Source organism: Streptomyces amritsarensis (assembly GCF_001953875.1).
Lineage (GTDB): Bacteria > Actinomycetota > Actinomycetes > Streptomycetales > Streptomycetaceae > Streptomyces > Streptomyces amritsarensis.
On record NZ_MQUR01000107.1, the window covers coordinates 1 to 23214 of the forward strand.

Sequence of the window (23214 nt, forward strand, 5' to 3'; positions counted from 1 at the left end):
GCCCACCCGGCACGGTGGGCCGCGCCGGCCCCGCCCCCACCCCTTACGTACACGTGCAGAGGAACCCGATGACCACCACCGCACCATCCGCCCCCGCCGCCCGGCAGGTGCTGCCCGCCGAGGAACGCCACGCCGCCGAGCTCGCCTTCCTCGCCGCCCACGACACCGGCCCCCGCCCGCCCGGCTGGGCACTGACCCCGCGCGCCGTCGTCACCTTCGTCTGCGGCAGCGACGGCACCGAACTGGCCCTGCCCAAGCGCCGTGCCGGCCTGCCGGCCAAGCTCGCCGTCGCCCCCAAGTTCGTCGGCGAACGCGCCCTGGTGGAGCGCTGCGTCGTCACCCTCGCCGGGGAACGCGGACTCCTCCTCACGGGCGAGCCCGGCACCGCCAAGTCGATGCTGTCCGAGCTGCTCGCCGCCGCGGTCTGCGGCACCAGCTCCCTCACCGTCCAGGGCACCGCGGGCACGACCGAGGACGCCTTCCGCTACGGCTGGAACTACGCGCTGCTGCTCGCGCAGGGCCCCACGCCGGACGCACTGGTCGACTCCCCGGTGCTCTCCGCCATGCGCACCGGGCGCGTGGTCCGCGTGGAGGAGATCACCCGCTGCCTGCCGGAGGTCCAGGACGCGCTGGTGTCGATCCTGTCGGACCGGCGGGTCAGCGTGCCCGAACTGACCGCCACCGAGGACGCGGTGGTCTCCGCGGCCCCCGGCTTCACCGTCATCGCCACCGCCAACCTGCGCGACCGCGGCGTCTCCGAGATGTCCGCGGCCCTCAAGCGGCGCTTCAACTTCGAGACCGTCGGCCCGATCGCCGACGCGGACGCCGAAGCCGCCCTGATCCGCCGCCAGGCCGTCGCCGCCGTCCAGCGGGCCGGCGCCGCCTTCGGAGTGGACGACGCCGTGCTCGACGCGCTCGTCACCGTCTTCCGCGACCTGCGCTCGGGCCGTTCCGCCGAGGGCTGGGACGTGGAACGCCCGGGGACGGTCATGTCCACCGCCGAAGCCGTGCAGGTGGCGGCCTCGCTGGGGGTCGCCGCCGCCTACCTGCCGGACGGGGACGTGCTCGACCTGCTGCCGGGTCACCTGCTGGGCGTCGTACGCAAGGACGACCCCGCCGACCACGCGAGGCTGCTGGGGTACTGGGACGGCCCGGTCCGGCGCCGCGCCGAGGACGGCTCGGCAATGTGGCGCCGCCTCTGGGACCTGCGCGGGAGCCTGCGTTGACGCACACCGACCCGCGGGCCGCGGTCGACGCGCTCGCCGCGGCCCGCGAGCCCTACCTGATCGGGGTACGGCACCACAGCCCCGCCCTGGCCGCCGTGGTGCCGGCCCTGCTGGACGCCTCCGGCGCCGACGTGGTCTGCGTCGAGCTCCCCGCGGACTTCCAGCCGTGGCTGGAGCACCTGGCCGACCCGGAGACCGTGGCCCCCGTCGCCCTCGCGGGCACCGGCGAGGACGGCCGCCTGGCCTTCTACCCGTTCGCGGACTTCTCCCCGGAACTCGCCGCCATCCGCTGGGCCCGCCGTTCCGGCGCGGCCGTCCTGTGCTGCGACCTGCCGCTGGCCGACCCCGGCTGGACCCCGCGCCCCGAGATCCCGCACCCGTCCCCGGCCACGGACCGGCCGACGGACCGGCCCGGCGCCTCGCCCCGGGCGGTGGACGCGGACCCCGCCCCGGCGCGGGACACGGCCGAGGCCCCGCCCGCCGCGACGGCTTCCGCCGCGGCTGCCGGAAGCACCTCGCCTCAAGGCGCCGCCGGCGCCGCCGGGGTCGCGCCCACGGGGACGGACCCGGGCACCGGAGATGCCCCGCCGCGGGACACCGCCGACGTGCGGCACGCCGCCGCGGGCCCGGTCCCGGCGACCGCAACCACCTCTTCCACGGCGAGCGCCGTCTCCCGCACGGCTCCGGTCCGGGCCACGGGCACGGCCACGGCCACGGCCACCGGGGAGGACACCGCTCCGGCAGCAGGGGCCGGCCCGCGGCGCGCGGGCGGCTTCGCCGACGCCCTCACCGCCGCCGGCACGGGCCGGGACGGCGACGACCTGTGGGACCGCGCCGTCGAGGTCCTCGCGCCGGGCTGCACCCCGGAGGCCGTACGCAGGGCAGCACTCGGTGTCGGCTGGGCCCTGCGCGAGGACGGGCCCGTCCCGGACCGGGACCTCGCCCGCGAGGCCCACATGCGGGCCGTGATCGCAGGCGCCGCAGCGGGCGGCCACCGCGTGGCCGCCGTCATCGGCTCCTTCCACGCCCCCGCCCTCGTCACGCCGTCGGCGTTCGCGTCCGCGGACGGCCGGGCCGACCGTACGGACCCTGCCCGGATCAGGCCTTCGGCCGGAACCGACCTCCCGGATGGCGGCGCCGGTGCGGACCACGGCCCGGCCGGCGGTGGTACCCGCGGCGCGGGCCCGACGACCGGTCAGCCCGGCCGCGCCCTCCCGGGAGAGGGCGCCGCAGCGCAGCCCGGCCCCGCCCGGAGCGCGGGCAGCCCGCCCGGCTCGAACCCGGAGGCACCGGCCGACGCCGGCGCTGGCCACGGCCACGGCCGCGACCTCGGCCACGGCCACGCGGACGCCGACGTCGGCGGCCAGGCCGTCGATGCCGCTGGCCGGGCCGCGCCCGGTCACTCGCTCCCGGCCGCGCCGGGTCGGCGCCGGGGCGGGGCTGCCGGGTCGGCCCCGGCGGGGTCGGCGGACACCGCCGTCACCTCCTTCGTGCCCTACTCCTTCGACCTGCTCGACTCCCGCTCCGGATATCCCGCCGGCATCCGCGACCCGCTCTGGCAGCAGGCCGTCCTCGAAGCCGCCGGCGACCCCGAGCGGCTCCGGGAGGCCGCCTCCGTCGCCGTCACCGGGCTCTGCCGGGAACTCCGCCGGGCCGGACACACCGCCGGCACCGGCGAGGCCGCCGAGACCCTGCGGCTCGCCTGCGACCTCGCCGCCCTGCGCGAACTGCCCGCGCCAGGACGCGGCGAACTCCTGGAAGCCGTCACCACCGTCCTCGGCCAGGGCGAACCCCTCGGCCGCGGCCGGGCCCTGGCCCAGGCCCTCGAAGCCGTGCTCGTCGGCACCGCCCGCGGCCGGATCACCCCGCACGCCCCCCGCTCCGGCCTCGGCCCCTCCGTCGAGGCCGAACTCGCCGAGCTGCGCCTGCCGTGCCCCGAGGACCCCGCGCCCCGCGAGGTCCGCCTCGACCCGCTCCGCTCCGCCCTCGACGGCCGCCGCGAGGTCCTCCTCCAGCGGCTCCTCGTCTGCGGAGCCTCCTACGGCGAGCCCCTCACCGTCGCCGCCACCGGCGACGGCACTGCCCTCGGCACCAAGTGGCGGCTGTCCTGGACGCCCTCCGTCCCGGCCCGGCTCGACCTCACCGGCGTGCGCGGCGTGACCGCCGCCCAGGCTGCGGCCGGGACCCTCGGCGAAACCGCCCGGCGCGCCGCCGCCGACGGTGGGCCGACCCCGGCGCAGATCCTCGCCGGGCTGGCCGCCGCCGCGCGGTGCGACCTGCCCGAACTGGTCGACGTACGCCTCCACGAGGCGGCCACCGCCCTGCCGCGGACAGCGACCCTGCCCGAACTCCTCGAAGCCCTCGACCTCCTGGAGGCCCTGCACCGCGGCCACCTCCCCGGCACCTCCGCCGCGTCCCGCGCCGCCTGCGCCGCGCTCAGCGGCGACCTCCTCGAAGCCGCCGTACGCTGCCTGCCCGGCCTCGCCGGCAGCGAGGAGCCCGCCGACGCCGCCGCCCTCGTGGCCCTCGCCGACCGTGCCGCCGCCCACCACCTGGGCCTGCGCACGGACGACGCGCTCGCCGCCCTGGCCGCCTCCGCGTCCCCGCTGATGCAGGGCGCGGCCCTGGCCGTACGGGTCCTCCTCGACCTCGACCCGGCCGAGGCGCTCGGCGGCCGCGCCGCCGGATGGATCGACAGCGCCGGCACCCCCGACGCCCGGCGCGCCCTGTCCCGCCGGCTCGCCGGTCTCCTCACCGCCGCCGGTCCGTTGCTGCAGGCCTCGCCGGCCGCCCTCACCCCGCTCCTGGACCGCGTCGACCACCTCGCCGACCAGGACTTCCTCGACCGTCTCCCCGCCCTGCGCGGCGGCTTCGACGCCCTCGCGCCGGCCGCCCGCGACCGGCTCCTGGACACCGTCACCGAACGCCTCGGCGACCGCATCGACCTCGCGCTCGACGCCCCGCCCGCCCTGCTCGCCCTGTGGGCCGCCGCCGACGCCGCCGGGCTCGCCGCACTCAAGGCCCTCCCGCTGCCCCCGCCGCGGGAACCGGCCGCGGATCAGGCCCCCGGCCAGGCACCCGACCAGGCTCCCGGCCAGGCCCCGGCCCCGGACGTCCCCGGCCCGGCGGCCTTTCCGACCCCGGCCGCCGACGACCGCCGGCTCGCCCCGGCCGACCGCTGGCGGCTGCTCCTCGGCCGCGAACGCGACCGGCTCCCCGCCGGCGCCCGCCGCTACGCCCACGCCCTGGACGAGCTGTACGGCACGGGACACGGCGAAGGAGCCGGCGACCTCGGCACCGGTCAGGGACCGGGCCGCGGCGGCGGCCAGGAGGCCTCCTTCCCGACCGCCCGCGAATGGTCGCAGGAGCTCGAAGCGCTGTTCGGCGCCGACGTACGGGAGGAGGTGCTGGCCGGTGCCGCCGAAGCCGGCCGCACCGACGTCCTCGCCCAGCTCGACCCGGCGGCCGTGCGGCCCTCCGTGGAACTGCTGAGCTCCGTCCTCTCCCTCGCCGGCGGACTGCCGGAGGCCCAACTCGCCCGGCTGCGCCCCCTGGTGAAGCGGCTGGTCGACGAACTCTCCAAGGAGCTCGCCACCAAGCTGCGCCCGTCCCTGTCCGGCCTCACCACACCCCGCCCCACCCGACGCCCGGGCGGCCCGCTCGACCTCGCCCGCACCCTGCGCGCCAACCTCGCGCAGGCCCGCCGGCGGGCCGACGGCACGGTGGTCGTCGTACCGGAGCGGCCCGTCTTCAGCACCCGCGCGAGCCGCGAGGCCGACTGGCGGCTCGTCCTCGTCGTCGACGTGTCCGGCTCCATGGAGGCGTCCGTCATCTGGTCGGCCCTGACCGCGGCCGTACTGGGCGGCGTCCCCACCCTCTCCACCCACTTCCTCGCCTTCTCCACCCAGGTCGTGGACCTCACCGACCGGGTGGAGGACCCGCTCTCGCTGCTGCTGGAGGTGCGCGTCGGCGGCGGTACGCACATCGCCGCCGGTCTCGCCCACGCCCGCTCCCTGATCACCGTCCCCAGCCGCACCCTCGTCGTCGTGGTCAGCGACTTCGAGGAAGGCGGGCCGATCGGCGGACTCCTCGGGGAGGTCCGCGCGCTGGCCGCCTCCGGCGCCCACCTGATGGGCTGCGCCGCGCTCGACGACACGGGAAACCCCCGGTACTCGGTCCCGGTCGCGCGGCAACTCGTCGCGGCCGGCATGCCCGTGGCCGCCCTCAGCCCCCTCGCCCTCGCCCGCTGGGTGGGCGACCGCCTCCGTGGAGAGTCCCGTTGAGCACCGAACTGCCGCCCGTCGCACCCGAGGTGCTCGCCGAGGCGGTCGAGAACCTCACCGCACGGCTGCGCAAGAAGCTGGACGACGCCACCGCCGGCTGCGCGGCCGCCGCCGTCCGCGAGGCCGACGGAAGCGTCACCTTCCGCTTCGGCGAGGACGCCCTCGTCACCCTGCGGCCCGGCGCCGCGGGGACGGTCACCGAGGCCGGACAGGCCACCTGCACCTGCCTGCTGGCACCCCGCTGCCTGCACCGGGCCGCGGCACTGGGCGCCGCCCCGCTGGCGGACGCGGCCCCGCCCGAGCCCGAGCCGGACACGACCGCCGGATCCGGGCCGACGGCGGCGGCCGAACCCGCCGAACCCGGCGGATCCGCCGCAGCCGCCGCCGCGTCCGTATCCGTATCCGAGGAGCGGGCGGACCCCGCAGAGCCCGTTCCGGCCCTCACCGCGGCCCAGCGCGGCGCCGCGGCCGCGCTCTGGCACGCCGCGGCCGAAGCCCTCGAGGCCGGCGTCACGGCCGGCGGCGCCGTCGTCCAGGCCGAGCTGCTGCGCGCCGCGCACACCGCCCGGCTCGCCGGACTTCCCCGCGCCGAAGCAGCCGCCCTACGGGTCGTACGGGGCCTGCGTGCGGCCCGCGAACGCCGTACGGCACACCGGCTCGGCGACCTCACCGGATCCTTCCGCGAACTCCTGCACACCGCCGGGGCACTGGCCTCCGGCGCCGCGGACCCGGCCCTGACCGGCACCTCCCGGCGTGCCTACACGGCGGGCGGCAGCCTGCGGGTGCAGGGCCTGTGCCGCGAGCCCGTCCTCTCGGCCACCGGCTACGGCGGGGTCGTCACCCACCTGCTGGCGCCGGACGGGTCCCGCTACTCCCTCTCGGACGTCCGTCCCGGAGGGCTGGCCCGCGCCCGCGGGGCCGGACGGGCCTCCGTCGCCCTCGGCGGCGCCACCCTCGACCACGCCGGGCTCGCCCGGGGCGGCCTGCGCATCGTCGGCGCGACGGTCTCCGCGGAGGGCCGGCTCGGTGCCGGACGCGGCGTCAAGGCGACCCCGCTGCCCGGCGCCCCATGGAGCGACGGGCCAGCGGCCGGGCTGTTCGCCCGGCCCGCGGCCGAGGCCGTCGCCGCGCTGCTCGCGGCCCCGGCCGACGCCGCCGACACGGAAACGGCCCTGATCGGCTGCGATGTCGTGGTCGTCGGACCGGCCGGCGACCACCTCCTCGTCCGCGAGGCGCGGCCGCACGCACCGCTGTTGAGGCTGCTGCCCGCGCACCCGCACCCGGAGCTGCCGCACACCGAGAACCTGCGGCGCATCGCCTCCTACCCCGGGCTCCGGCTGCGCGTCCTGGGCCGCCCCGAACTCGGCCGCGCCGCCACCCTCCGCCCGGTGGCCGTCGGCCCGGTGCCCGGCGATCCGTACACGCTGCGGCTGCCCGCGGAATGGCTGGGCAGGGCCGACCTCGGCTACGAGCGCCTCCAGGGCGAGCACTTCCCGCCGCCGGACGCCGCCGCCCCGGCCCCCGAGCCCGGGCCCGCACCGGCGTCCGACGCCCCGGACCCGCTGGCCGACTCCCCGCTGTGGCGGGTGCGCCGGCTCCTCGAGACCGGGGTCGCCGGCGGCCGCCGCGCGGTCGCGGAGACCGCCCGCGGCACGGCGTCCCTGGCCGCGTACGGTCCGCTGCGCCGGGCCGGGCTCACCGGCGCGGCGGATCTGGCCGCCGCCCTGGCGGCCGAGGCGGACCGGCGCCCGCGCGACGCCTTCGGCCGGCTCGCCGACCCCTCGCCCGACGGCTACGCCTGGGCCTGGCTGGCAGCGGCCACGCACCTGGCGGCGGCGGAACGCTCGCTGGTCGCGGCGTCGTGGACGGCTACACCGAGCGCAGCCACGTCCGCAGCACCGTGAAGTCCCCGGCGGTCAGGCCCCGGCCGGGATCGACCCGGTGCAACAGGGCCGGGCCCGGGTGCCGATCGGCCACCCGGGCCCGGTCGGCGCCGGTGATCTCGTCGTCGATCCATACGAAGGGCCGGCCGGCCGCGTGGTCGAGCAGGGCGGGCGTCTTCCAGTGGACGCCGTCCCGCCCGTCCTCGTCGGACGGCTCGGGCCAGGCCACCACGGGCAGCGCGGGCAGCCCCAGCCGGGGTGCGACGGACTCGTTGGCCTCCGCCATCCAGGTCGTGGCCCACCACAGTTCGCACGGCAGTCCCGCCAGCAGCGGCCCGAGCCCGGGGTCGATGCGGGCCAGCAGGGGGTGGGGCCCGTCCCCGGGCGGGTACGGTCCCGCCCCGAACGGGATGAGCGGGCCGTCGACGTCGAGGTAGAGGAGCGGAAGGCCCGTCGAGCTGGTCATGACCTCACGCTAGCCCTCCCCGGCGGGTGGGGGTGGCGGGTGGCAGGTGCGGGTGCACCACCGTCGCGGCGGTGAGCGCCCGGACCCGCCCTTCGTCGAGGACGAGTGGATCGGCCGCAGGGCGAGCCTGGCGCCGGCCACGAGGTCATCACCCAGCCGTGGTGACCCCGGGCCACCGCTCGTCCCAGAGCGCGCAGTGGTGTTCGGCCCGTGCGTCGACCGTCCGGATCCCGTCCGCGCCGGGTACCAGTGACAGCACCCGCGCCGACGCCCCCAGCCGCGGCCACTGCGGCGCGCCGGATGCCGCCGGCACCCCGGTCCGCGCGAAGGCGGTCCAGTAGTCGGCCATCCGGTCCGCGAGGCGCCGCTGCGGCTCCGTCAGCGGGGTGATCGTGAACAGGTACGGCAGTTCGAAGCCGTGGGCCGCTCCGAACGGCAGCCCCGGCACCGGCGGCAGCCCGGTGAAGTTGGGCGCGCCGCGGTCGCTGAACCGGTAGCCGTACGTCGGCGCGTGCCGCCCCAGCGCCGCTCCGTCGCGCAGCGTCGGGCAGATGAACGAGGCGTCGGTCAGCAGCGTCGCCCAGGCGATCGCGGGGGTCGGGTACGCCGCCACCGGGTACGCGGCCGCCACGGCACGGGCCGTCCCGACGCCGAAGGACCGCTCCATCCGGGCCCGGTAGGCGCTCTCGTCGCCGATCGGGTGGGCGGCCAGGGTCTGTGCGAGGAAGAGCCGGATCTCGTCCCGGGTGGTGCCCTGCAGTACCGGCACCCGGTGGAACCGCCCGGCCTGCAAAGCCCTGCGCGGCTCCGTGGGCAGGGCGCCGTCCCCGTAGGAGACCAGGGAGAACCGCTGCATCAGGTCGGCGGTCGCGAGGGTACGGGCGTCCAGCGCGCGCAGGCAGTCCAGTACGCCCGAGGGCCGGTCGCAGCCGAGCCGGGCAGCGGCGCGGACGCCCTCCTCGGCCGTGCGCCCCGCGGGCACGAACGGCTCGTACGTACCGAGGCCCGGCAGCAGCGCCGACGGCGGCGTCGTGGTCGAGCACGATCCGCTCTGCACGATCGCCCGGTGGAACAGGCCCGCCGATGCGGGCGAGGTGAGGTGGGCGCAGACGCTCAAAGCGCCCGCCGATTCGCCGAAGACGGTGACGTTGCCGGGGTCCCCGCCGAACCGCACCGCGTTCGCCCGCACCCAGCGCAGCGCCGCCCGCTGGTCCGCGAGGGCGAAGGCGGGGGCGCCGCCGAGCTTCGGATGGCCGAACAGCCCGAAGACGCCCAGCCGGTAGTTGACCGTCACGACGACCGTATCGCCCCGGGCGGCCGGCCGGTCCGGCCGGTAGGCGTCGCCCGAGCCGCTGAAGAAGCCACCGCCGTGGAACCAGACCATCACCGGCCGCGGCCGCGGCCGCGTCCCGGGGGCCGGGCCCGCCGGGGCGGTCACGTTGAGGTACAGGCAGTCCTCGGAGCCGACCGGCCCGCCCGGCCCGAGCACGGGCAGCTGCACGCAGCGGGAACCCGGCGCCCCGGCATCCCGGACGCCCTCCCACCGGCGCGCCGGCTCCGGCAGCCGCCAGCGGCGCGGCCCGGTCGGGGGAGCGGCGAAGGGGATGCCCTCGAAGGTGCTGTACGCCCCGTGCGTCCGGCCCCGCACCGGACCGCGGTCGGTGTCCACGACGGGCCCCTCCGGCCCGGCCGCGGCCCCCGACAGCAGCAGCACGACGGGCAGCAGCAGCGCGCACCGGCGTCGGACCCCTCGCATGTCGGGCACGGCCTTCGCCTCCCTCGGGGCCCCGGCCGGACCCCCGTTTGCCCGCCCCGAATGGCGCAGTGGGCGGAAGTGGCACTCAATGTAACAAAGCGTGCGCTCACCATGACGCACGATGACCGGCGCGCGATTGCGTAGACCCGCGCGTCGGCGAACGGAGCTTTCGATGAATGACCCCACCACTCTCGCGGCGACGCCCCACGACGACCGCCACGGGACCCCCGACAACACCGCCCCCGCCGCTCCGGACGTGCCCGCCGCCCCGGACGCACCCACGGCCTCCGCCCCGGCGGATGCCCTGGACGATTCCGACGCGCCGAACACCCTGCGGATGCGGACCCTCCTGGAAACGGCCGCCACGTGTCGTCCCGTGGAGGAGGTCACCGCGCTGGTGAGCCTCCTCAAGGAGGACGGCCGGCTGCCCGACGCCGGGCAGGACGCCTTGCGCGCGGCCGCCGTGACCCGGCCGGTGCAGGACGTCGAACGGATGGTCACCCTGCTGGGCGAGGCCCCGCACGAGGTGGGCGAGGCGGACATCACGCTGCGCGCCGCCGCCGTCGGACGGTCCATCGAGGACGTCGCCCTGCTGGTGACCATCCTCGGCAAGGACGAGTCCGGCGAGCCGGAGCAGCAGCGCCGCCCCCGGCCCGCCGAGGCCGGCGCACCCGCCGCGCAGGCACCTCCGGAGCCGTACGAGCAGCCGCACGAGCAGCCGTACCGGCCCCCGTACACGGAGTTGCGCGACGGGCCCCGCCCGGCGGCGCACGACGGGCCCGACCAGGCGCGGTCCCGGCGGCCCGCCCCCGTCGGGGAACCGTCCCGTGCCGCCGCGCCGGCGCACGTGCTGCGCTGGCCCGTGGCGATCGCCCTGCTGGTCAGCGGCGCTCTCCACCTGCCGCAGGACCTCACGGCCCTGGCGTCCGCGAGCCCCCTCGACCTCCTGCCCCTCCTGGTCACCGCGGTGTGCCTGGGCGTGGGCGCGCTGGTCGCGGTGCGCGACACCACGGCCGTGTGGCGGGCCGGCGCGGCCACTGCCCTGGGCGTGGTGGCCCTGCACGTCGTCGGCGGCTCGCTGGCCTTCGACCCGCTGGCCGGCACCGTGGGCGGTTCCCGGGCCTGGGCGGGTGCCGCCGTCATGCTGTGCGCGGCCGCCGGGGCGGTCCTCGCCGGCCTGGCCCTGAGGAGCCGTCAGGAGAGCTCGACCTGACCTGCGGCCGCGACCGCCGCAGCGGCACCCCGCGCACCGTGCGGGGTGCCGCTGCGTGCGCGCGCGTTCCTCAGGCGAGGAGGTTGACCGCCCCCGTGAACACCCGGGGCAGCCGGGCGGCCAGCGGGACGATCCGGGGGGCGAGGCGCGGCCGCCGCCGGGCCCAGAGCAGCGACTCGGTGAGCGCGCGGTAGGTCCGCGACAGGTCCCGCCACGCCTGCTCGTAGGCCTGCGGCCGTCCCGCCCGTACGCAGCGCACCAGTTCGCCCGCGGCCGTCACGGCCAGGGTGAGCCCCTCGCCGGTCAGGGCGTCCACGTATCCGGCCGCGTCACCCACGAACAGCACCCGTCCCGCGACGCGTACGCGTGCCCCCTGGCGCAGCGGGCCGGCGCCGCGCACCGGCGTGTCGGCGTGTCCGGTCAGGCGGCCCGCCAGGTGCGGGAAGCGGGCGAGCTGTTCGTCGAAGGGCGCCTGGTCGGTGGTGAGCACGGCGACGCCGACCCGGTCGGGCGCCAGCGGGGTGACGTAGGCCTCGCACCGCGCCGACCAGTGCACCTCGACGAGGTCGCTCCACGGCTCGACGGCGAAGTGGCGGCGCAGACCGTAGCGGGCCGGACGGCGGGGAGTCGCCGGAGCCGACAGGCCGAGCCCGCGCCGGACGGGGGAGTGCAGGCCGTCCGCGGCGACGAGCCAGCGGGCGGTGAGCCCGGCCGCGGTGACGTGGTCGACGCCCTGGAGCACCTGGTCCACGCGTTGCGGCAGGACCCGTACGCCGAGCTGCGCGGCCCGTTCGGCGAGCGCGGCCTGGAGGTCCGTACGGCGGGCGCCGAGGCCCGGGCCGGACCGGAAGAGCCCCTCGGCGCGCAGGCCGCTCACGCCGTCGACGTAGCGGATGCCGCGGAACGGCTGCCCCGCCACGGACACGCCCAGGTCGTCGAGGCGGCGCACCGCCGCGGGCATGAGCCCCTCCCCGCAGGCCTTGTCGATGGGGGTGGTCCGCGGTTCCGCCACCACGACCTCCATGCCTGCGAGGGCGCCGTGGATGGCGGTCGCCAGCCCGGCCGGACCGCCGCCGGCGATCAGCAGGTCGATCATGACGGTGCTCCCGCCGACGGGACGGAGGCGGGCGCCCGCAGCCGTCCGCCGTCCGTCAGGGCGGCGTCCTCGCAGCCGATCCGTACGCGCAGCAGCACCAGATTGAGCACGGTGAAACCGAGGGCGGTCACCCAGGCGGAGTGCACCAGCGGCAGCGCGACCCCTTCCGCGACCACCGCCACGTAGTTGGGGTGGCGCAACAGCCGGTAGGGGCCGCGCTCCACCAGTGGCAGTCCGGGCACGACGAGCACCCGGGTGTTCCAGCGGGGGCCGAGGGAGGCGACGCACCACCACCGCAGGCCCTGGGCGGCGACGGCGACGGCCAGGGCCGGCCACCCGAGGAGGGGGACGAACGGGCGTCCGGCCAGCCAGGGTTCGACCACGCAGCCCACCAGCAGCGCGGTGTGCAGGGCGACCATGGCCGGGTAGTGGCCGCGACCGTACTCGCGGCCGCCGCGCGCCAGGCTCCAGGAGGTGTTGCGGCGGGCGGTGGCCAGCTCGGCGAGCCGTTCGGCGGCGACGAGGCAGATGAGCAGCAGGTACAGGCTCAAGGAGGTGGTGGAGGTCAGGGAGTTCATGGGGTTCACCGAGTTCACCAGCGCAGGAGGACGAGTTCGGAGGCGAAGCCGGGGCCGAAGCCGAGCATCAGCCCGAAGGAGCCGGGCCGCGGTCCGGCGCGGCGGACGCCTTCCAGGATGTGCAGGACCGAGGCGGAGGAGAGGTTGCCCACGGCTGCCAGCGAGCCCCGGCTCGCCGCGAAGGCGGACTCCGGCAGTGCCAGCGCGTCCGAGAGCGCGTCGAGGATCTTCGGGCCGCCGGGATGGCAGATCCAGGCGTCGACGTCCGCGGGTTTGAGGTCGTGGGCGGCGAGGAAGCTCTCCACCTCCTCGGCCACGTGCAGCCGGGCCAGGTCCGGGAGTTCGCGGCCGAGCACCATGCGCATGCCCCAGTGGCCGATGTCCCAGCCGAGGAGGTGCTCGGTGCCCGGATAGAGACGGCTGCGGGCGGCGACGATCTCGGGGCCGGTGCCCGTCGCGTACAGCGGATGGTCGCGGCCCACCGCGACCAGGGCGCCCGCACCGTCGCCGAAGAGGGCGCCGGCCACCAGGTTCGCCATCGAGGAGTCGGTGGCCTGGAGGGTGAGCGAGCAGAGCTCGGTGGACAGCAGCAGGGCGGCATGGTCCGGCCGGCCCGCGAGGAGGTCGTGGAGATGGCCGACCCCGGCGGCCCCGGCGGCGCAGCCGAGGCCGAAGAGCGGAAGCCGCCGTACGTCGGGACGCAGCCCGGCGCCGGAGGCGAGGCGGGCCTCCAGCGAAGGGGTCGCGAGCCCGGTCACGGTCGTCGACATGACCACGTCGACCTCGGGGGCCGTCAGGCCGGCGTCGGCGACGGCGAGTGCGAGCACCCGGGCTCCGAGATCCAGAGCCGTCTCCACGAAGAGGGCGTTCGTCGTGCCGAAGTCGTTCCCGGGTCCGTAGCGTTCCAGCGGGAGCGCGAGATGACGGCTCTCCACGCGCACCGAGGCGTGGACCCGGCGCAGCAGGGCGGTGTCGGAGCCGGGCGGCAGGAAACGGGCGAGCGCCTCCGTGATCTCGGCCTGGGGATGGCGATGGGGCGGGAACACGCTGCGCACTGCCAGAACACGTGTCATTGAGTCACCATAGAAAACAACTGACACTTCGTTATGAATCACCCGATTCGGGCGCGGCGCCGCATAGCGTGTCGCCGTGCCCGTGCGAACCCCGCAGACCGCCGAGAGTGCCCGCAGCGCCCGGGGCGGCACTGCCGCCCGTGTCGCCCGCGCCGCCCGTGGCGTCCGCGCCGGCCGCGGTGCCTACGTTGCCCGTGTCGCCCGTGTCGGATGTGCCGGCCGGGCCGGGCGTGCCCTGGGCGGCCTGGCGGCCGCGTGCCATCCGCTGCCCGCGGCCGCCGTGACGCTCTTCGCCGCGGTCCTGGCGGTCGCGGCGGGGCACGGCCCGGCGGGAGCGGCCCTCGTCGCGGGGGCGGTGGCCGCCGGCCAGCTGTCGGTGGGCTGGTGCAACGACCGGGCCGACCTGCGGCGCGACCTGGCCACGGGCCGGCGGGACAAGCCCCTGGTCGCCGGCAGGGTGTCGGCCGCCGCCGTGGCCCGGGCGGCAGGCACGGCGCTCCTGCTCTGCGTGCCGCTGTCGCTTGCGGCCGGTCCGCTCGCCGGCGCCGTGCACCTGGCCTGCGTGGCGGCCGCCTGGGGGTACAACCTCCGGCTGAAGCGCACGGTCCTCTCCTGGGCCCCGTACGCCCTCGCCTTCGGCCTGCTGCCGGCCTTCGTCACCCTCGGGCTGCCCGGCGCGCCCTGGCCGCCGCCTTGGCTGATGGCGGCCGCGGCCCTGCTCGGGGCGGGCGCCCACTTCGCCAACGTCCTGCCCGACATCGACGACGACCTCGCCACCGGGGTGGTCGGCCTGCCGCAGCGGCTCGGCGCCGGACGCTCGGCCGCACTGGCCGGCCTGCTGGTCCTGGGCTCGACCGCGGCCCTGGTCTGGGGACCGCCGGGGCGGGTGACCGCGTACGGCTGGGCGCTGCTGGGCGCGACGGCGGCGGCGCTGCTCCTCGCGTTCCGCCGGCCTGCGCGGAGGCTGCCGTTCCTGACGGTGATGGCGGTGGCGGGAGCGGACGTGATCCTGCTGGCCGCCCGGCTCCGCCCCTGAGGGCGGCCCCACCGGGCTCCGCCCCTGAGGGCGGCCCCACTTGGGTGGGTCCCACCGGGGTGGGTCCCACCGGGGTGGACCCCACCGGGCTGGACCCCACCGGGGTGGGTCCCACCGGGCTGGACCCCACCGGGGTGGGCCCACCGGTGGGTGAAGCTGCCGGGATGGGGCTCTCCGGGGTGGGCCCACCGGACCTGGACCCCACCGTGGTAAGCACACCGGGTGGGAGTTGGCCGGCGTAGGCCCACCGGGGTGGGAGCTGCCGGAGTGGTCCTACCGGGGTGGAGCTGCCGGGGTGGGCCCACCGGCCTGGGCTCCACCGGGCTGGGGCTCCACCGGGGTAAGCCCACCGGGTGGGAGTTGGCCGGCGTAGGCCCACCTGGGCGGACCCTACCGGGGTGAAGCTGCCGGGGTGGGCCCACCGGACCTGGACCCCACCGGGTGGAGCTGCCGGCGTGGGCCCACCGGGTGGGGGCTGCCGGCGTGGGCCCACCGGGTGGGCGCTAACCAGGGGTGGGCGCTGACGGGGTGGGCGCTACCGGGGTGCGGCGCGCTGGGCCTCCCGCTGAGCGCGAAACCCCGCCGGCGGGTGACCGCCGCCGATGCGGGACCCTCCCGGTCCACCCCGGTCGGCGGCGTACCGCGGCGGCCGCGCCCCCGCCCCGGGGGCCGGGTCCCGGCGCGGCGCAGGTCGGCCTCGCCCGCAGGCGTCCCGTCCGCGCCGGCCCGGATGCCGAGGCGCGGAGCGGCCCGGCCGGTTCCCGCTGCTTGCGACCGTGTCGGACGTACGCCTCGGCGCCCTCGCGGGTCCCGGGACCCGGGTCCCCGGGCCCGCCGCGCCGCCGGCGGACCAGGAGTGCGTCAGGGAGCGCGCCGGGTGCGGGTCCAGGTGAGGAGGTCCGCGGCCGGCCAGGTGTTGATGACGCGCTCCGTCGGCACTCCGCACTCCACGGCCCGTTCGCAGCCGAGGGCCTGCCAGTCGAGCTGGCCCGGCGCGTGCGCGTCGGTGTCGATCGCGAAGAAGGTCCCGGCCGCCACGGCGAGCCGCAGCAGCCGCCGCGGCGGGTCCAGCCGTTCGGGCCTGCTGTTGATCTCCACGGCCGTGCCCGTCTCCGCGCAGGCCGCGAACACCGCTTCGGCGTCGAACCGCGACTCCGGCCGGGTCCGGCCGGTGACCAGCCGCCCCGTGCAGTGGCCCAGGACGTCCATCAGCGGATTCTGCACGGCCGCCAGCATCCGCCGGGTCATCGCGGGCGCGTCCATCCGCAGTTTCGAGTGCACCGAGCCGACGACGAGGTCCAGCTGGTCCAGCAGCTCCGGCTCCTGGTCCAGCGACCCGTCGTCCAGGATGTCGCACTCGATCCCGGTGAGCAGCCGGAAGGGCGCCCAGGTGGCGTTGAGGCCCGCCACCACCTCCAGCTGCTCGCGCAGCCGGTCCGGGGAGAGGCCCCGCGCGACGGTCAGCCGCGGTGAGTGGTCGGTCAGCACGGCCCACTCGTGGCCCAGACCGGCGGCCGCCCGGCCCATCGCCTCGATCGGGCTGCCACCGTCCGACCAGTCCGAGTGCACGTGGCAGTCCCCGCGCAGTGCCGCCCGCAGCGAGACGGCCGCAGGTGAGGCCGGGGGACCCTCCGGGAGTGCGGCGGCCTCGTCCTCCAGGGCCTGCAGATACGCCGGCACGCCGCCGGCGAGTGCCTCCCGTACGACCGCGGCCGTCTTGGGGCCGAGGCCCTTGACGGCCTCCAGGGAACCGGCGGCGGCCCGCGCCGCCACCTCCTGCGCGCCGATGCGCACGACGACCGCGGACGCGGTGCGGAAGGCCCGCACGCGGTAGGTGGGCGCCTGGGCGCGCTCCAGCAGGAACGCGATGCGGTCCAGCGCCGCAGCCGGATCCATCGGCCACCTCCTGCCGTCAAGGGGTGGCCCCAGTGTCCGTCGCGGACGGCGGCTACGCCTCCCGCGCCTCGCGCGCCTCGCGTGCCTCCTCGAGGGGCACGGCGGCGTCCAGCGCGGCTGTGAGCCGGCTCAGGCGGTCCTGGAGGTCGACCACCTCGGCCAGCTCGAAGCCGGTGGCCGCGGCGATCCGCCGGGGCACCTCGACCGCGCGGGCGCGCAGCGCCGCGCCCTCCTCGGTCAGGTGGGCGCGTACGGAGCGCTCGTCCTCGGTGCTGCGCTCGCGGCGGACCAGTCCGGCCGCCTCCAGCCGCTTGAGCAGGGGGGACAGGGTGCCCGAGTCCAGCCGCAGGTGCCGGCCGATCTCCTTGACCGGCATCTCGCCGTGCTCCCACAGCACCAGCATGACCAGGTACTGCGGGTACGTGAGCCCGAGGTCCTTGAGGACGACCCGGTAGAGGCCGCCGAAGGCGCGGCTCGCCGCGTTCAGCGCGAAGCAGATCTGCCCGTCGAGGCGCAGGAAGTCCTGGTCGGAGTGGGTCGCGGTCGGCTGCTCGGTCATGTCGGCCAGTGTACCGGGCCATGACTTGGAGGGCATTGAATTGTGCGCAACTGAATTGCGTGCTCTACTGGTGGAGCGCGGTCGACCACCGGCCGCCGCCACGGTTCACTTCTGCGAGAGGAACTCTCATGGACGCGCTCTACACCGCTGTCGCCACCGCCAACGGCCGCGAGGGCCGCACCGTCAGCTCCGACGGTCAGCTCGACCTCGCCCTGGCCATGCCCCCGGCGCTCGGCGGCAACGGGCAGGGCACCAACCCCGAGCAGCTCTTCGCCGCCGGCTACGCCGCGTGCTTCGCCAGCGCGCTCGGCCTCGTCGGCCGCCAGGCCAAGGCGGACACCAGCGACGTCTCGGTCACCGCGGAGGTCTCCATCGGCAAGGACGGCGCCGGCTTCGGTCTCGGCGTCACCCTGCGCGTCGAGCTGCCGGAATCCCTGGCCGGCGAGACGGGCGCCCTGCTGGTGAAGCAGGCCCACGAGGTCTGCCCGTACTCCCGCGCCACCCGCGGCAACATCGAGGTCGACCTCGTCATCGAGTAACGAGGACCGGCCGGCGCGGATCCGGGAGAACCGGCAGATCCGGCAGATCCGAGACATCCGAGAGAGCCGGCAGATCCGGCACATTCGGCAGATCCCCGGGAGATCCGGGCGGAGATGCCGGACGCCCGGCGGGCGGCCACCATGGAGTCAGACCGACTCCGACGGGGGCCGCACGCCGGGAGACGCCAGTGGCGCACAGCAGCACGACGGACGTACTGGTCGTCGGCGCCGGCCCCATCGGGCTGACCGCCGCCACCGAGCTCCGGCGGCGCGGCGTCGCCTGCCGGATCGTCGACCGGCTCCCCGCCCGCCTGCCGTACGCGAAGGCCGTGGGGATCCAGCCGCGCACCCTTGAGATCTGGGACCGCATGGGGATGGTCCGCGCCGTCCTGGACGCGGCCGTCCCCCTGCGCGGCCAGTTGACGTACGTCAACGGCGCCGAGCAGCCCCGCGTCGACCTCGCCCTGCCGCCCGAAGTGCCCTACCGCTTCGCGGCACTGCCCCAGTACGAGACCGAGCGCATCCTCGACGAGCACCTGGCCCGCTGGGACACCGCCGTCGAACGCGGCACCGAACTGGTGTCGTTCGGCCAGGACGCCGACGGCGTCACCAGCCGCCTGCGCACCCCCTCCGGCGCCGAGGAGGAACTGCGCACCCGCTACCTGGTGGGCTGCGACGGCGCCCACAGCACCGTCCGCAAGGGACTCGGGCTCTCCTTCGAGGGCGCCGCCTTCCCCGAGGAGTACATGCTCGCCGACGTCGAGGCCGACTGGGACCTGCCCTACGGATACTCCCTGCGCGCCATGCACCTGGACGCCGCCGGCGGCGTGGACGACGTGCTCGTGTGCATCCCGCTGCCGGGCCGCGGCCGCTACCGCATGTCCATGAGGGTGCCGCCCGAACTGTCCACCGCGGAGCAGGCCGCGGCCGCGGCCGACGGGGTCGCCCACGGCCTCCAGGGCGGCCGGACCCCGCAACTGGCCGACATCCAGACCGTCCTGGACCGGCTCTCCCCGACCCCCGCCACCGCCTCGAACATGCGGTGGTCGTCGGTCTTCCGCATCAGCCACCGCATCGTGGACCGGTACGGACAGGGCAGGGTCTTCATCGCCGGCGACGCCGCGCACATCCACCCGCCGACCGGCGCCCAGGGCATGAACACCGGTATCCAGGACGCCTGGAACCTGGCGTGGAAGCTCGCCCTGGCGGTCGACGGCGCCGCCCGCCCCGGTCTCCTGCCCAGCTACGACGCCGAACGCCGGCCCGTCGGCGAGGACGTCGTCGGCCGCACGGTGCGCCACGCCTCCGCCCAAGGGGTGCAGTCCGACCCCGAGGACGCCGACACCCTGATCCTGCGGGAGGCCCAACTGCTCGTCGGCTACCGCGGAAGCCCCGTCGTCGACCCGCCCGGAGAAGGCCCCGGACCCCGCCCGGGCGACCGGGCCCCGGACTGCGGCGGCCTCACCTCGCCGATCGCCGCCGTCCCGCTGCGCCTCGCCGACCTGCTGCGCGAACGCGGACACGTCCTGCTGCTGTACGGGACCGGCCTCGACGAACTCGCCCGGACGGCGCGGGACTCCTCCGGCGGACGCGTCGAGACGTGTGTCGTCCTGCCGGCCGACACCCCGCCCGACGAACCCGCGGGGCCGGGCGTACTGCCCGCCTACCACGACACCGGCGGCGAGTTCGCCCGCAACTACGCCGCCGGGCCGCCGACCGCCTTCCTCGTCCGTCCGGACGGATACCTCGGCGCCCGGCTCGCCCCGCCGGACCACGAGCGGCTGGCGGCCCACCTCGCGACCGTCTTCGCCCAGCCCGCGGACGCCCGCACCTGACCGGTCAGGGCCGTGCGGGTGCTCATCCGGGGAGCCCGTGACGCGGTCTGCGTCCCGCCCATCCGGATATCCACCGCTCCGCACCACCCCGTGTTTTGGATTGCCGGACGATCCTCAATACGATCCGGCGATGATCACAAGAAAACGGCTCGCGGCCAGGGCCTGCGGCCTGTTCGCCGTACTGGCCGTCGGGCTCTTCCCGGCGAGCGCCACAGCCGCCGACGGACCGGCGGCGAAGGAACCCCCCAAGGTCGACCTCGTCCTGGACGTCAGCGGCTCCATGCGGGCCAACGACATCGACGGCGGGTCCCGCATGGCCGCCGCGAAGCAGGCTTTCAACGAGGTCATCGACGCCGTACCCGCCGAAGTCCAGCTCGGCATACGGACCCTGGGCGCCGACTACGCCGGTGACGACCGGACGCTCGGCTGCAAGGACACCAAGCAGCTCTACAAGGTGGGACCCCTCGACCGGACCGAGGCCAAGACCGCCGTCGCCACCCTCGCCCCGACCGGCTGGACCCCCATCGGACCGGCCCTGCTCGGCGCGGCCCAGGACCTGGAAGGGGGCAACGCCACCAAGCGGATCGTGCTCATCACGGACGGCGAGGACACCTGCGCCCCGCTCGACCCGTGCGAAGTGGCCCGCGACATCGCGGCCAAGGGCATCCACCTGGTCATCGACACCCTCGGCCTCGTCCCGGACGCCAAGACCCGCGCCCAGCTGACCTGCATCGCCGAAGCCACCGGCGGCACCTACACCTCCGTCCAGCACAAGGCCGAACTCTCCGGCAGGGTCCGCCAACTCGTCGACCGGGCCGCCGACCCGGTCGTCAACCCGGTGGCGACCGAGGGCGCCAAGCAGTGCGAGGGCGCCCCGCAGCTCAAGGCCGGCCTCTACAGCGACCGCGAGACCTTCGGCGAGCACCGCTGGTACCGGGTGGACGTCCTGCCCGGCCAGGAACTGCGCGCCTCGGTGAGCATCGGCGCCGACAGAGCCGTCAACAACGACTACGGCGTCCTGCTGCGCGCCACGACCGTCCACGGCCGGGAGATCGTACGCGGCTCGGAGGCCGGCGACGGCCGTACCGATGTCCTCTCCACCGGCCTGCGCTACCCCAAGGCCGAGACCGAGGACGCCGACTCGGACTCCGACGCGAAGCCCGCGGCGGAGACCGTCTGCCTCCAGGTCAGCAACTCCTTCTCCGCTCCCGCGTCCGTCAAGACCACCCCCGGCATGCCCGTCGAGCTGACCATCGACCTCGTGGACGGCCCCGGCGACGCCTCCGACGCCGCCGCCTTCGGCCTCGGGCGCGGCTGGTGGACGCTGGCCGTGCTGGCGCTGGCCGGACTGCTGGCCGGACTGGTGTGGGGATGGATCTCACGCTGGCGCATCTCCGTCTGGAGGACCAACTGATGCGTACCGTACGCAGACTGACCGCGGGCCTGCTCGCGGCGGCCGCCGCCCTCGCGGTGGCCGGTACGGCCGCGGGTACGGCCTTCGCGGACACACCGTCGCCGAGCGCCACCGCCGGCAAGGACGGGACCGGCCCCGAAGCCGCCCCGACCGAGGCGGGCACCAGCTTCCGCACCGCCACGCCGTTCCGGCCCGGCCAGAAGGCCACGGCCGGCGCCTCCAGCGGCGACTACCTGTACTGGGTCCTCCCGGTCGACGCGCAGCAGCGCGTCACCGTGAAGGCCACCGTGACCCTGCCCGACGCCACCGCCCGGCACGGCGCCTCCACCTGGCAGCTCGACGTGTACGACGGCCTGCGCCGCCGGCAGGCCTGCACGTACGGCACGCAGAGCAGGGCGGCGGGCAAGGAGGCCGCCTCGGTCGCACTGTCCTGCACCCTGCGCACGGTCCGCGCCGGCGCGGAGCCCTGGGCCAACGACCCGCTGCCGGGCAGCTACTACGTCCGCCTGACGGTCGTGGACCTGCCGGAGGAGGACCTGGGCCTGCCGGTGCGCGCGGCCGTCGAGGCCGACCTGCACGACGAGGGGGGCGCCTTCGCGGTCGACGGTGCCCTCGCCACCCCGCTGGTCGCCGGCACGGTGACCGGCTCCCTGCGCGAGCCGGAGGACGGCTGGTCCGGCGGCTGGTGGTCGGACCGCTGGCTGTGGACGGCGGCCGGCGGAGTGCTCGGGGCCCTCGCGGGCATCTTCGGATACTCCCTGACCCGCGGCACGGGCCGCCCGTCCCGGGTACCGCCCGGCGCCTGACCCGGCGTCCCGGCCGGTCTCCCGCAGCCACCTGGCGGGCCGCCACGGCGGAGGGCCACGCCGGCTGCCGTGGAGGACGGCCGTGGACGGCGGTGGCCGTGGACGGCGGTCGTGGAGGGCGGTCACGGCACACTGCTGTGACCGCCCTGCCCGCGGCCGGCTCCGGGGGCGCCGGCTCCGGGGCGCTGGGCCATGTGAGGACGTGCCCCTCAAGCCCTTCCCGGCCCCGTCCGAAGGAGAGGGAGGCCGCGACCGAGCACCGGCGAGGACGCGGCCGTCTCCTGACGACCGACCACCTCCCGGGGAGTACCTCCATGCGCCTGCTCGTACGCCTGACCGCCGCGGTCCTGCTCGCGGCGGCCCCCGCACTCGGCGGCGCCGCGGCCGCGGACGTCCCGGAACCCGTACCGGCTCCGCTCTTCGCGTCGGCCGCCGCCGTCCCCGGCAAGTACATCGTCAGCCTCGACGAAGGCGTGGACGCCGACGGACTCGCGGAACGACTCGGGCTGGAGCCCACCTTCGTCTACGGGTCCGCGATGAACGGCTTCGCGGTGCCGCTGACCCCGGGGCAACTGGACGACGTCCGCGCCACCCCCGGGGTGCGCTCGGTGGAGGCGGACGCGGAGGTCTCCGCCCCGCCGACACCGGCCGGACCGGCCGCGCCCTCCGCCGCCCGCGCTCCCGCACCGACCTGGGGCCTGGACCGCATCGACCAGCGGACCCTCCCGCTCGACGGCGACTTCACCACCGGCGGTGACGGCGCCGGGGTGACCGCCTACATCCTCGACACCGGGATCGACTACGCCCACCCCGAGTTCGAGGGCCGCGCCGAGCCCGGCTTCGACGCCGTCGGCGACGGCGCCGGCGGCCAGGACTGCGAGGGCCACGGCACCCACGTCGCGGGCACCGTGGGCGGCCGGACCTACGGCGTCGCACGCGCCGTACGCCTGGTCAGCGTGCGGGTCCTCGGCTGCGACGGCAGGGGCGAGTACTCGGCGGTCGTCGCCGGACTCGACTGGGTGGCGGCGAACGCCACGCAGCCGGCCGTCCTCAACGTCTCGCTGGGCGGCGGCCGCTCCGACGCCGTGAACCGGGCCGCGACCGCCGTGGCCGAGGCGGGCACCCTGCCCGTCGTCGCGGCGGGCAACTCGGCGGCCGACGCCTGCACGGTCTCCCCGGCCTCGGCGGACCGGGTGCTGACGGTGGCCGCGAGCAACCGGTGGGACGAGCAGTCCGCCTTCTCCAACCGGGGCGGGTGCGTCGAGATCCACGCCCCCGGCGAGCAGATCGACTCCGCGCTGCTCGGCGGCGACACCGTCGCCCTGAACGGCACCTCCATGGCCGCCCCGCACGTCACCGGAACGGCCGCCCTCTACAAGGCGGCCCACCCGGCTGCCACCCCCGAGGAGGTCGCCGGCCGGCTCCTGGAGACGTCCACCGAGGACCTCCTGACCGGGACCGGCGCCGACACCCCCAACCGGCTGCTGTTCACCGACGGCATCTGACGGGCCGCGGCCACCCGTCCCCCGATCGTCCTCAGCGGCCCGGCCGCCGG

The 23214-nt window shown here is 76.8% G+C and carries 17 protein-coding genes; 10 read left to right on the forward strand and 7 right to left on the reverse strand.

Going from position 1 to position 23214, the window contains the following annotated elements; genetic code table 11:
• The first annotated feature begins 68 nt into the window (after nt 1–68).
• The 3 genes from AVW11_RS30645 to AVW11_RS30665 are packed head-to-tail and all read left to right on the forward strand — an operon-like array spanning nt 69 to nt 7413.
• Complete coding sequence (locus AVW11_RS30645) at nt 69–1226, forward strand: ATP-binding protein (protein WP_030843007.1); 1158 nt, start codon at nt 69–71, stop codon at nt 1224–1226.
• A complete protein-coding gene (locus tag AVW11_RS30660) occupies nt 1223–5509 on the forward strand; it encodes a DUF5682 family protein (RefSeq protein WP_107423357.1) in 4287 nt (1428 codons plus the stop codon). The genes AVW11_RS30645 and AVW11_RS30660 overlap by 4 nt, the downstream gene beginning before the upstream one ends.
• Entirely contained in the window at nt 5506–7413 is a 1908-nt protein-coding gene (locus AVW11_RS30665; RefSeq protein ID WP_076046644.1) for an SWIM zinc finger family protein, read from the forward strand. Before AVW11_RS30660 ends, AVW11_RS30665 begins: the two co-directional genes overlap by 4 nt.
• Here AVW11_RS30665 and AVW11_RS30670 read toward each other — a convergent pair.
• Both AVW11_RS30670 and AVW11_RS30675 read right to left on the reverse strand, forming a co-directional pair.
• The gene (locus AVW11_RS30670; protein ID WP_076046645.1) at nt 7379–7858 is read right to left on the reverse strand and encodes an HAD domain-containing protein; all 480 of its coding nucleotides are present in this window, start codon (nt 7856–7858) and stop codon (nt 7379–7381) included. The two genes, AVW11_RS30665 and AVW11_RS30670, sit on opposite strands and share 35 nt — an antisense overlap.
• Before the next feature lie 148 nt (nt 7859–8006).
• Nucleotides 8007–9614, reverse strand: coding sequence for a carboxylesterase/lipase family protein (locus tag AVW11_RS30675; protein ID WP_079250863.1), 1608 nt, complete (start codon nt 9612–9614; stop codon nt 8007–8009).
• Nucleotides 9615–9786: 172 nt separating this feature from the next.
• On the opposite strand from AVW11_RS30675, the gene AVW11_RS30680 reads away from it, so the two are divergent.
• Nucleotides 9787–10827, forward strand: coding sequence for a hypothetical protein (locus AVW11_RS30680; RefSeq protein WP_076046646.1), 1041 nt, complete (start codon nt 9787–9789; stop codon nt 10825–10827).
• Nucleotides 10828–10897: 70 nt separating this feature from the next.
• Here AVW11_RS30680 and AVW11_RS30685 read toward each other — a convergent pair whose 3' ends face one another.
• The 3 genes from AVW11_RS30685 to AVW11_RS30695 are packed head-to-tail and all read right to left on the reverse strand — an operon-like array spanning nt 10898 to nt 13574.
• Entirely contained in the window at nt 10898–11923 is a 1026-nt protein-coding gene (locus AVW11_RS30685; RefSeq protein ID WP_076046647.1) for an NAD(P)/FAD-dependent oxidoreductase, read from the reverse strand.
• Nucleotides 11920–12501 carry an isoprenylcysteine carboxyl methyltransferase family protein gene (locus tag AVW11_RS30690; RefSeq protein WP_076046655.1) on the reverse strand — a complete coding sequence of 194 codons (582 nt, stop codon included), beginning with the start codon at nt 12499–12501 and terminating at the stop codon, nt 11920–11922. The genes AVW11_RS30685 and AVW11_RS30690 overlap by 4 nt, the downstream gene beginning before the upstream one ends.
• A 14-nt stretch (nt 12502–12515) precedes the next feature.
• The gene (locus AVW11_RS30695) at nt 12516–13574 is read right to left on the reverse strand and encodes a type III polyketide synthase (RefSeq protein ID WP_076046648.1); all 1059 of its coding nucleotides are present in this window, start codon (nt 13572–13574) and stop codon (nt 12516–12518) included.
• A gap of 76 nt (nt 13575–13650) precedes the next feature.
• On the opposite strand from AVW11_RS30695, the gene AVW11_RS30700 reads away from it, so the two are divergent.
• Nucleotides 13651–14610: a UbiA family prenyltransferase gene (locus AVW11_RS30700; RefSeq protein WP_240528313.1), complete on the forward strand. Its 960-nt coding sequence runs from the start codon at nt 13651–13653 to the stop codon at nt 14608–14610.
• 861 nt (nt 14611–15471) lie between these two features.
• On the opposite strand, the gene AVW11_RS30705 is transcribed toward AVW11_RS30700, so the two are convergent.
• Entirely contained in the window at nt 15472–16506 is a 1035-nt protein-coding gene (locus AVW11_RS30705; RefSeq protein ID WP_076046649.1) for a PHP domain-containing protein, read from the reverse strand.
• A gap of 52 nt (nt 16507–16558) precedes the next feature.
• The gene (locus tag AVW11_RS30710) at nt 16559–17065 is read right to left on the reverse strand and encodes a MarR family winged helix-turn-helix transcriptional regulator (RefSeq protein WP_076046650.1); all 507 of its coding nucleotides are present in this window, start codon (nt 17063–17065) and stop codon (nt 16559–16561) included.
• Between the two features lie 128 nt (nt 17066–17193).
• Between AVW11_RS30710 and AVW11_RS30715 the strand changes: the two genes are divergently transcribed.
• The 5 genes from AVW11_RS30715 to AVW11_RS30735 all read left to right on the forward strand — a co-directional run bounded on the left by AVW11_RS30715 (nt 17194) and on the right by AVW11_RS30735 (nt 23164).
• A complete protein-coding gene (locus tag AVW11_RS30715) occupies nt 17194–17604 on the forward strand; it encodes an organic hydroperoxide resistance protein (RefSeq protein WP_030842974.1) in 411 nt (136 codons plus the stop codon).
• Nucleotides 17605–17792: 188 nt separating this feature from the next.
• Complete coding sequence (locus AVW11_RS30720; protein ID WP_076046651.1) at nt 17793–19439, forward strand: FAD-dependent monooxygenase; 1647 nt, start codon at nt 17793–17795, stop codon at nt 19437–19439.
• 130 nt (nt 19440–19569) lie between these two features.
• Entirely contained in the window at nt 19570–20853 is a 1284-nt protein-coding gene (locus tag AVW11_RS30725) for a VWA domain-containing protein (RefSeq protein WP_076046652.1), read from the forward strand.
• Nucleotides 20853–21659, forward strand: a complete 807-nt coding sequence (locus AVW11_RS30730) for a hypothetical protein (protein ID WP_076046653.1) — start codon at nt 20853–20855, stop codon at nt 21657–21659. Before AVW11_RS30725 ends, AVW11_RS30730 begins: the two co-directional genes overlap by 1 nt.
• 314 nt (nt 21660–21973) lie before the next feature.
• A complete protein-coding gene (locus AVW11_RS30735) occupies nt 21974–23164 on the forward strand; it encodes a S8 family peptidase (RefSeq protein ID WP_060178350.1) in 1191 nt (396 codons plus the stop codon).
• Nucleotides 23165–23214 lie beyond the last annotated feature (50 nt).

Coding starts and splice junctions, on each gene's coding strand:
- AVW11_RS30710 (WP_076046650.1), bottom strand. CDS start 17,065: ATGACCGAGCAGCCGACCGCGACCCACTCCGACCAGGACTTCCTGCGC.
- AVW11_RS30695 (WP_076046648.1), bottom strand. CDS start 13,574: ATGACACGTGTTCTGGCAGTGCGCAGCGTGTTCCCGCCCCATCGCCAT.
- AVW11_RS30690 (WP_076046655.1), bottom strand. CDS start 12,501: ATGAACTCCCTGACCTCCACCACCTCCTTGAGCCTGTACCTGCTGCTC.
- AVW11_RS30735 (WP_060178350.1), top strand. CDS start 21,974: ATGCGCCTGCTCGTACGCCTGACCGCCGCGGTCCTGCTCGCGGCGGCC.
- AVW11_RS30705 (WP_076046649.1), bottom strand. CDS start 16,506: ATGGATCCGGCTGCGGCGCTGGACCGCATCGCGTTCCTGCTGGAGCGC.
- AVW11_RS30645 (WP_030843007.1), top strand. CDS start 69: ATGACCACCACCGCACCATCCGCCCCCGCCGCCCGGCAGGTGCTGCCC.
- AVW11_RS30680 (WP_076046646.1), top strand. CDS start 9,787: ATGAATGACCCCACCACTCTCGCGGCGACGCCCCACGACGACCGCCAC.
- AVW11_RS30730 (WP_076046653.1), top strand. CDS start 20,853: ATGCGTACCGTACGCAGACTGACCGCGGGCCTGCTCGCGGCGGCCGCC.
- AVW11_RS30685 (WP_076046647.1), bottom strand. CDS start 11,923: ATGATCGACCTGCTGATCGCCGGCGGCGGTCCGGCCGGGCTGGCGACC.
- AVW11_RS30670 (WP_076046645.1), bottom strand. CDS start 7,858: ATGACCAGCTCGACGGGCCTTCCGCTCCTCTACCTCGACGTCGACGGC.
- AVW11_RS30725 (WP_076046652.1), top strand. CDS start 19,570: ATGATCACAAGAAAACGGCTCGCGGCCAGGGCCTGCGGCCTGTTCGCC.
- AVW11_RS30715 (WP_030842974.1), top strand. CDS start 17,194: ATGGACGCGCTCTACACCGCTGTCGCCACCGCCAACGGCCGCGAGGGC.
- AVW11_RS30675 (WP_079250863.1), bottom strand. CDS start 9,614: ATGCGAGGGGTCCGACGCCGGTGCGCGCTGCTGCTGCCCGTCGTGCTG.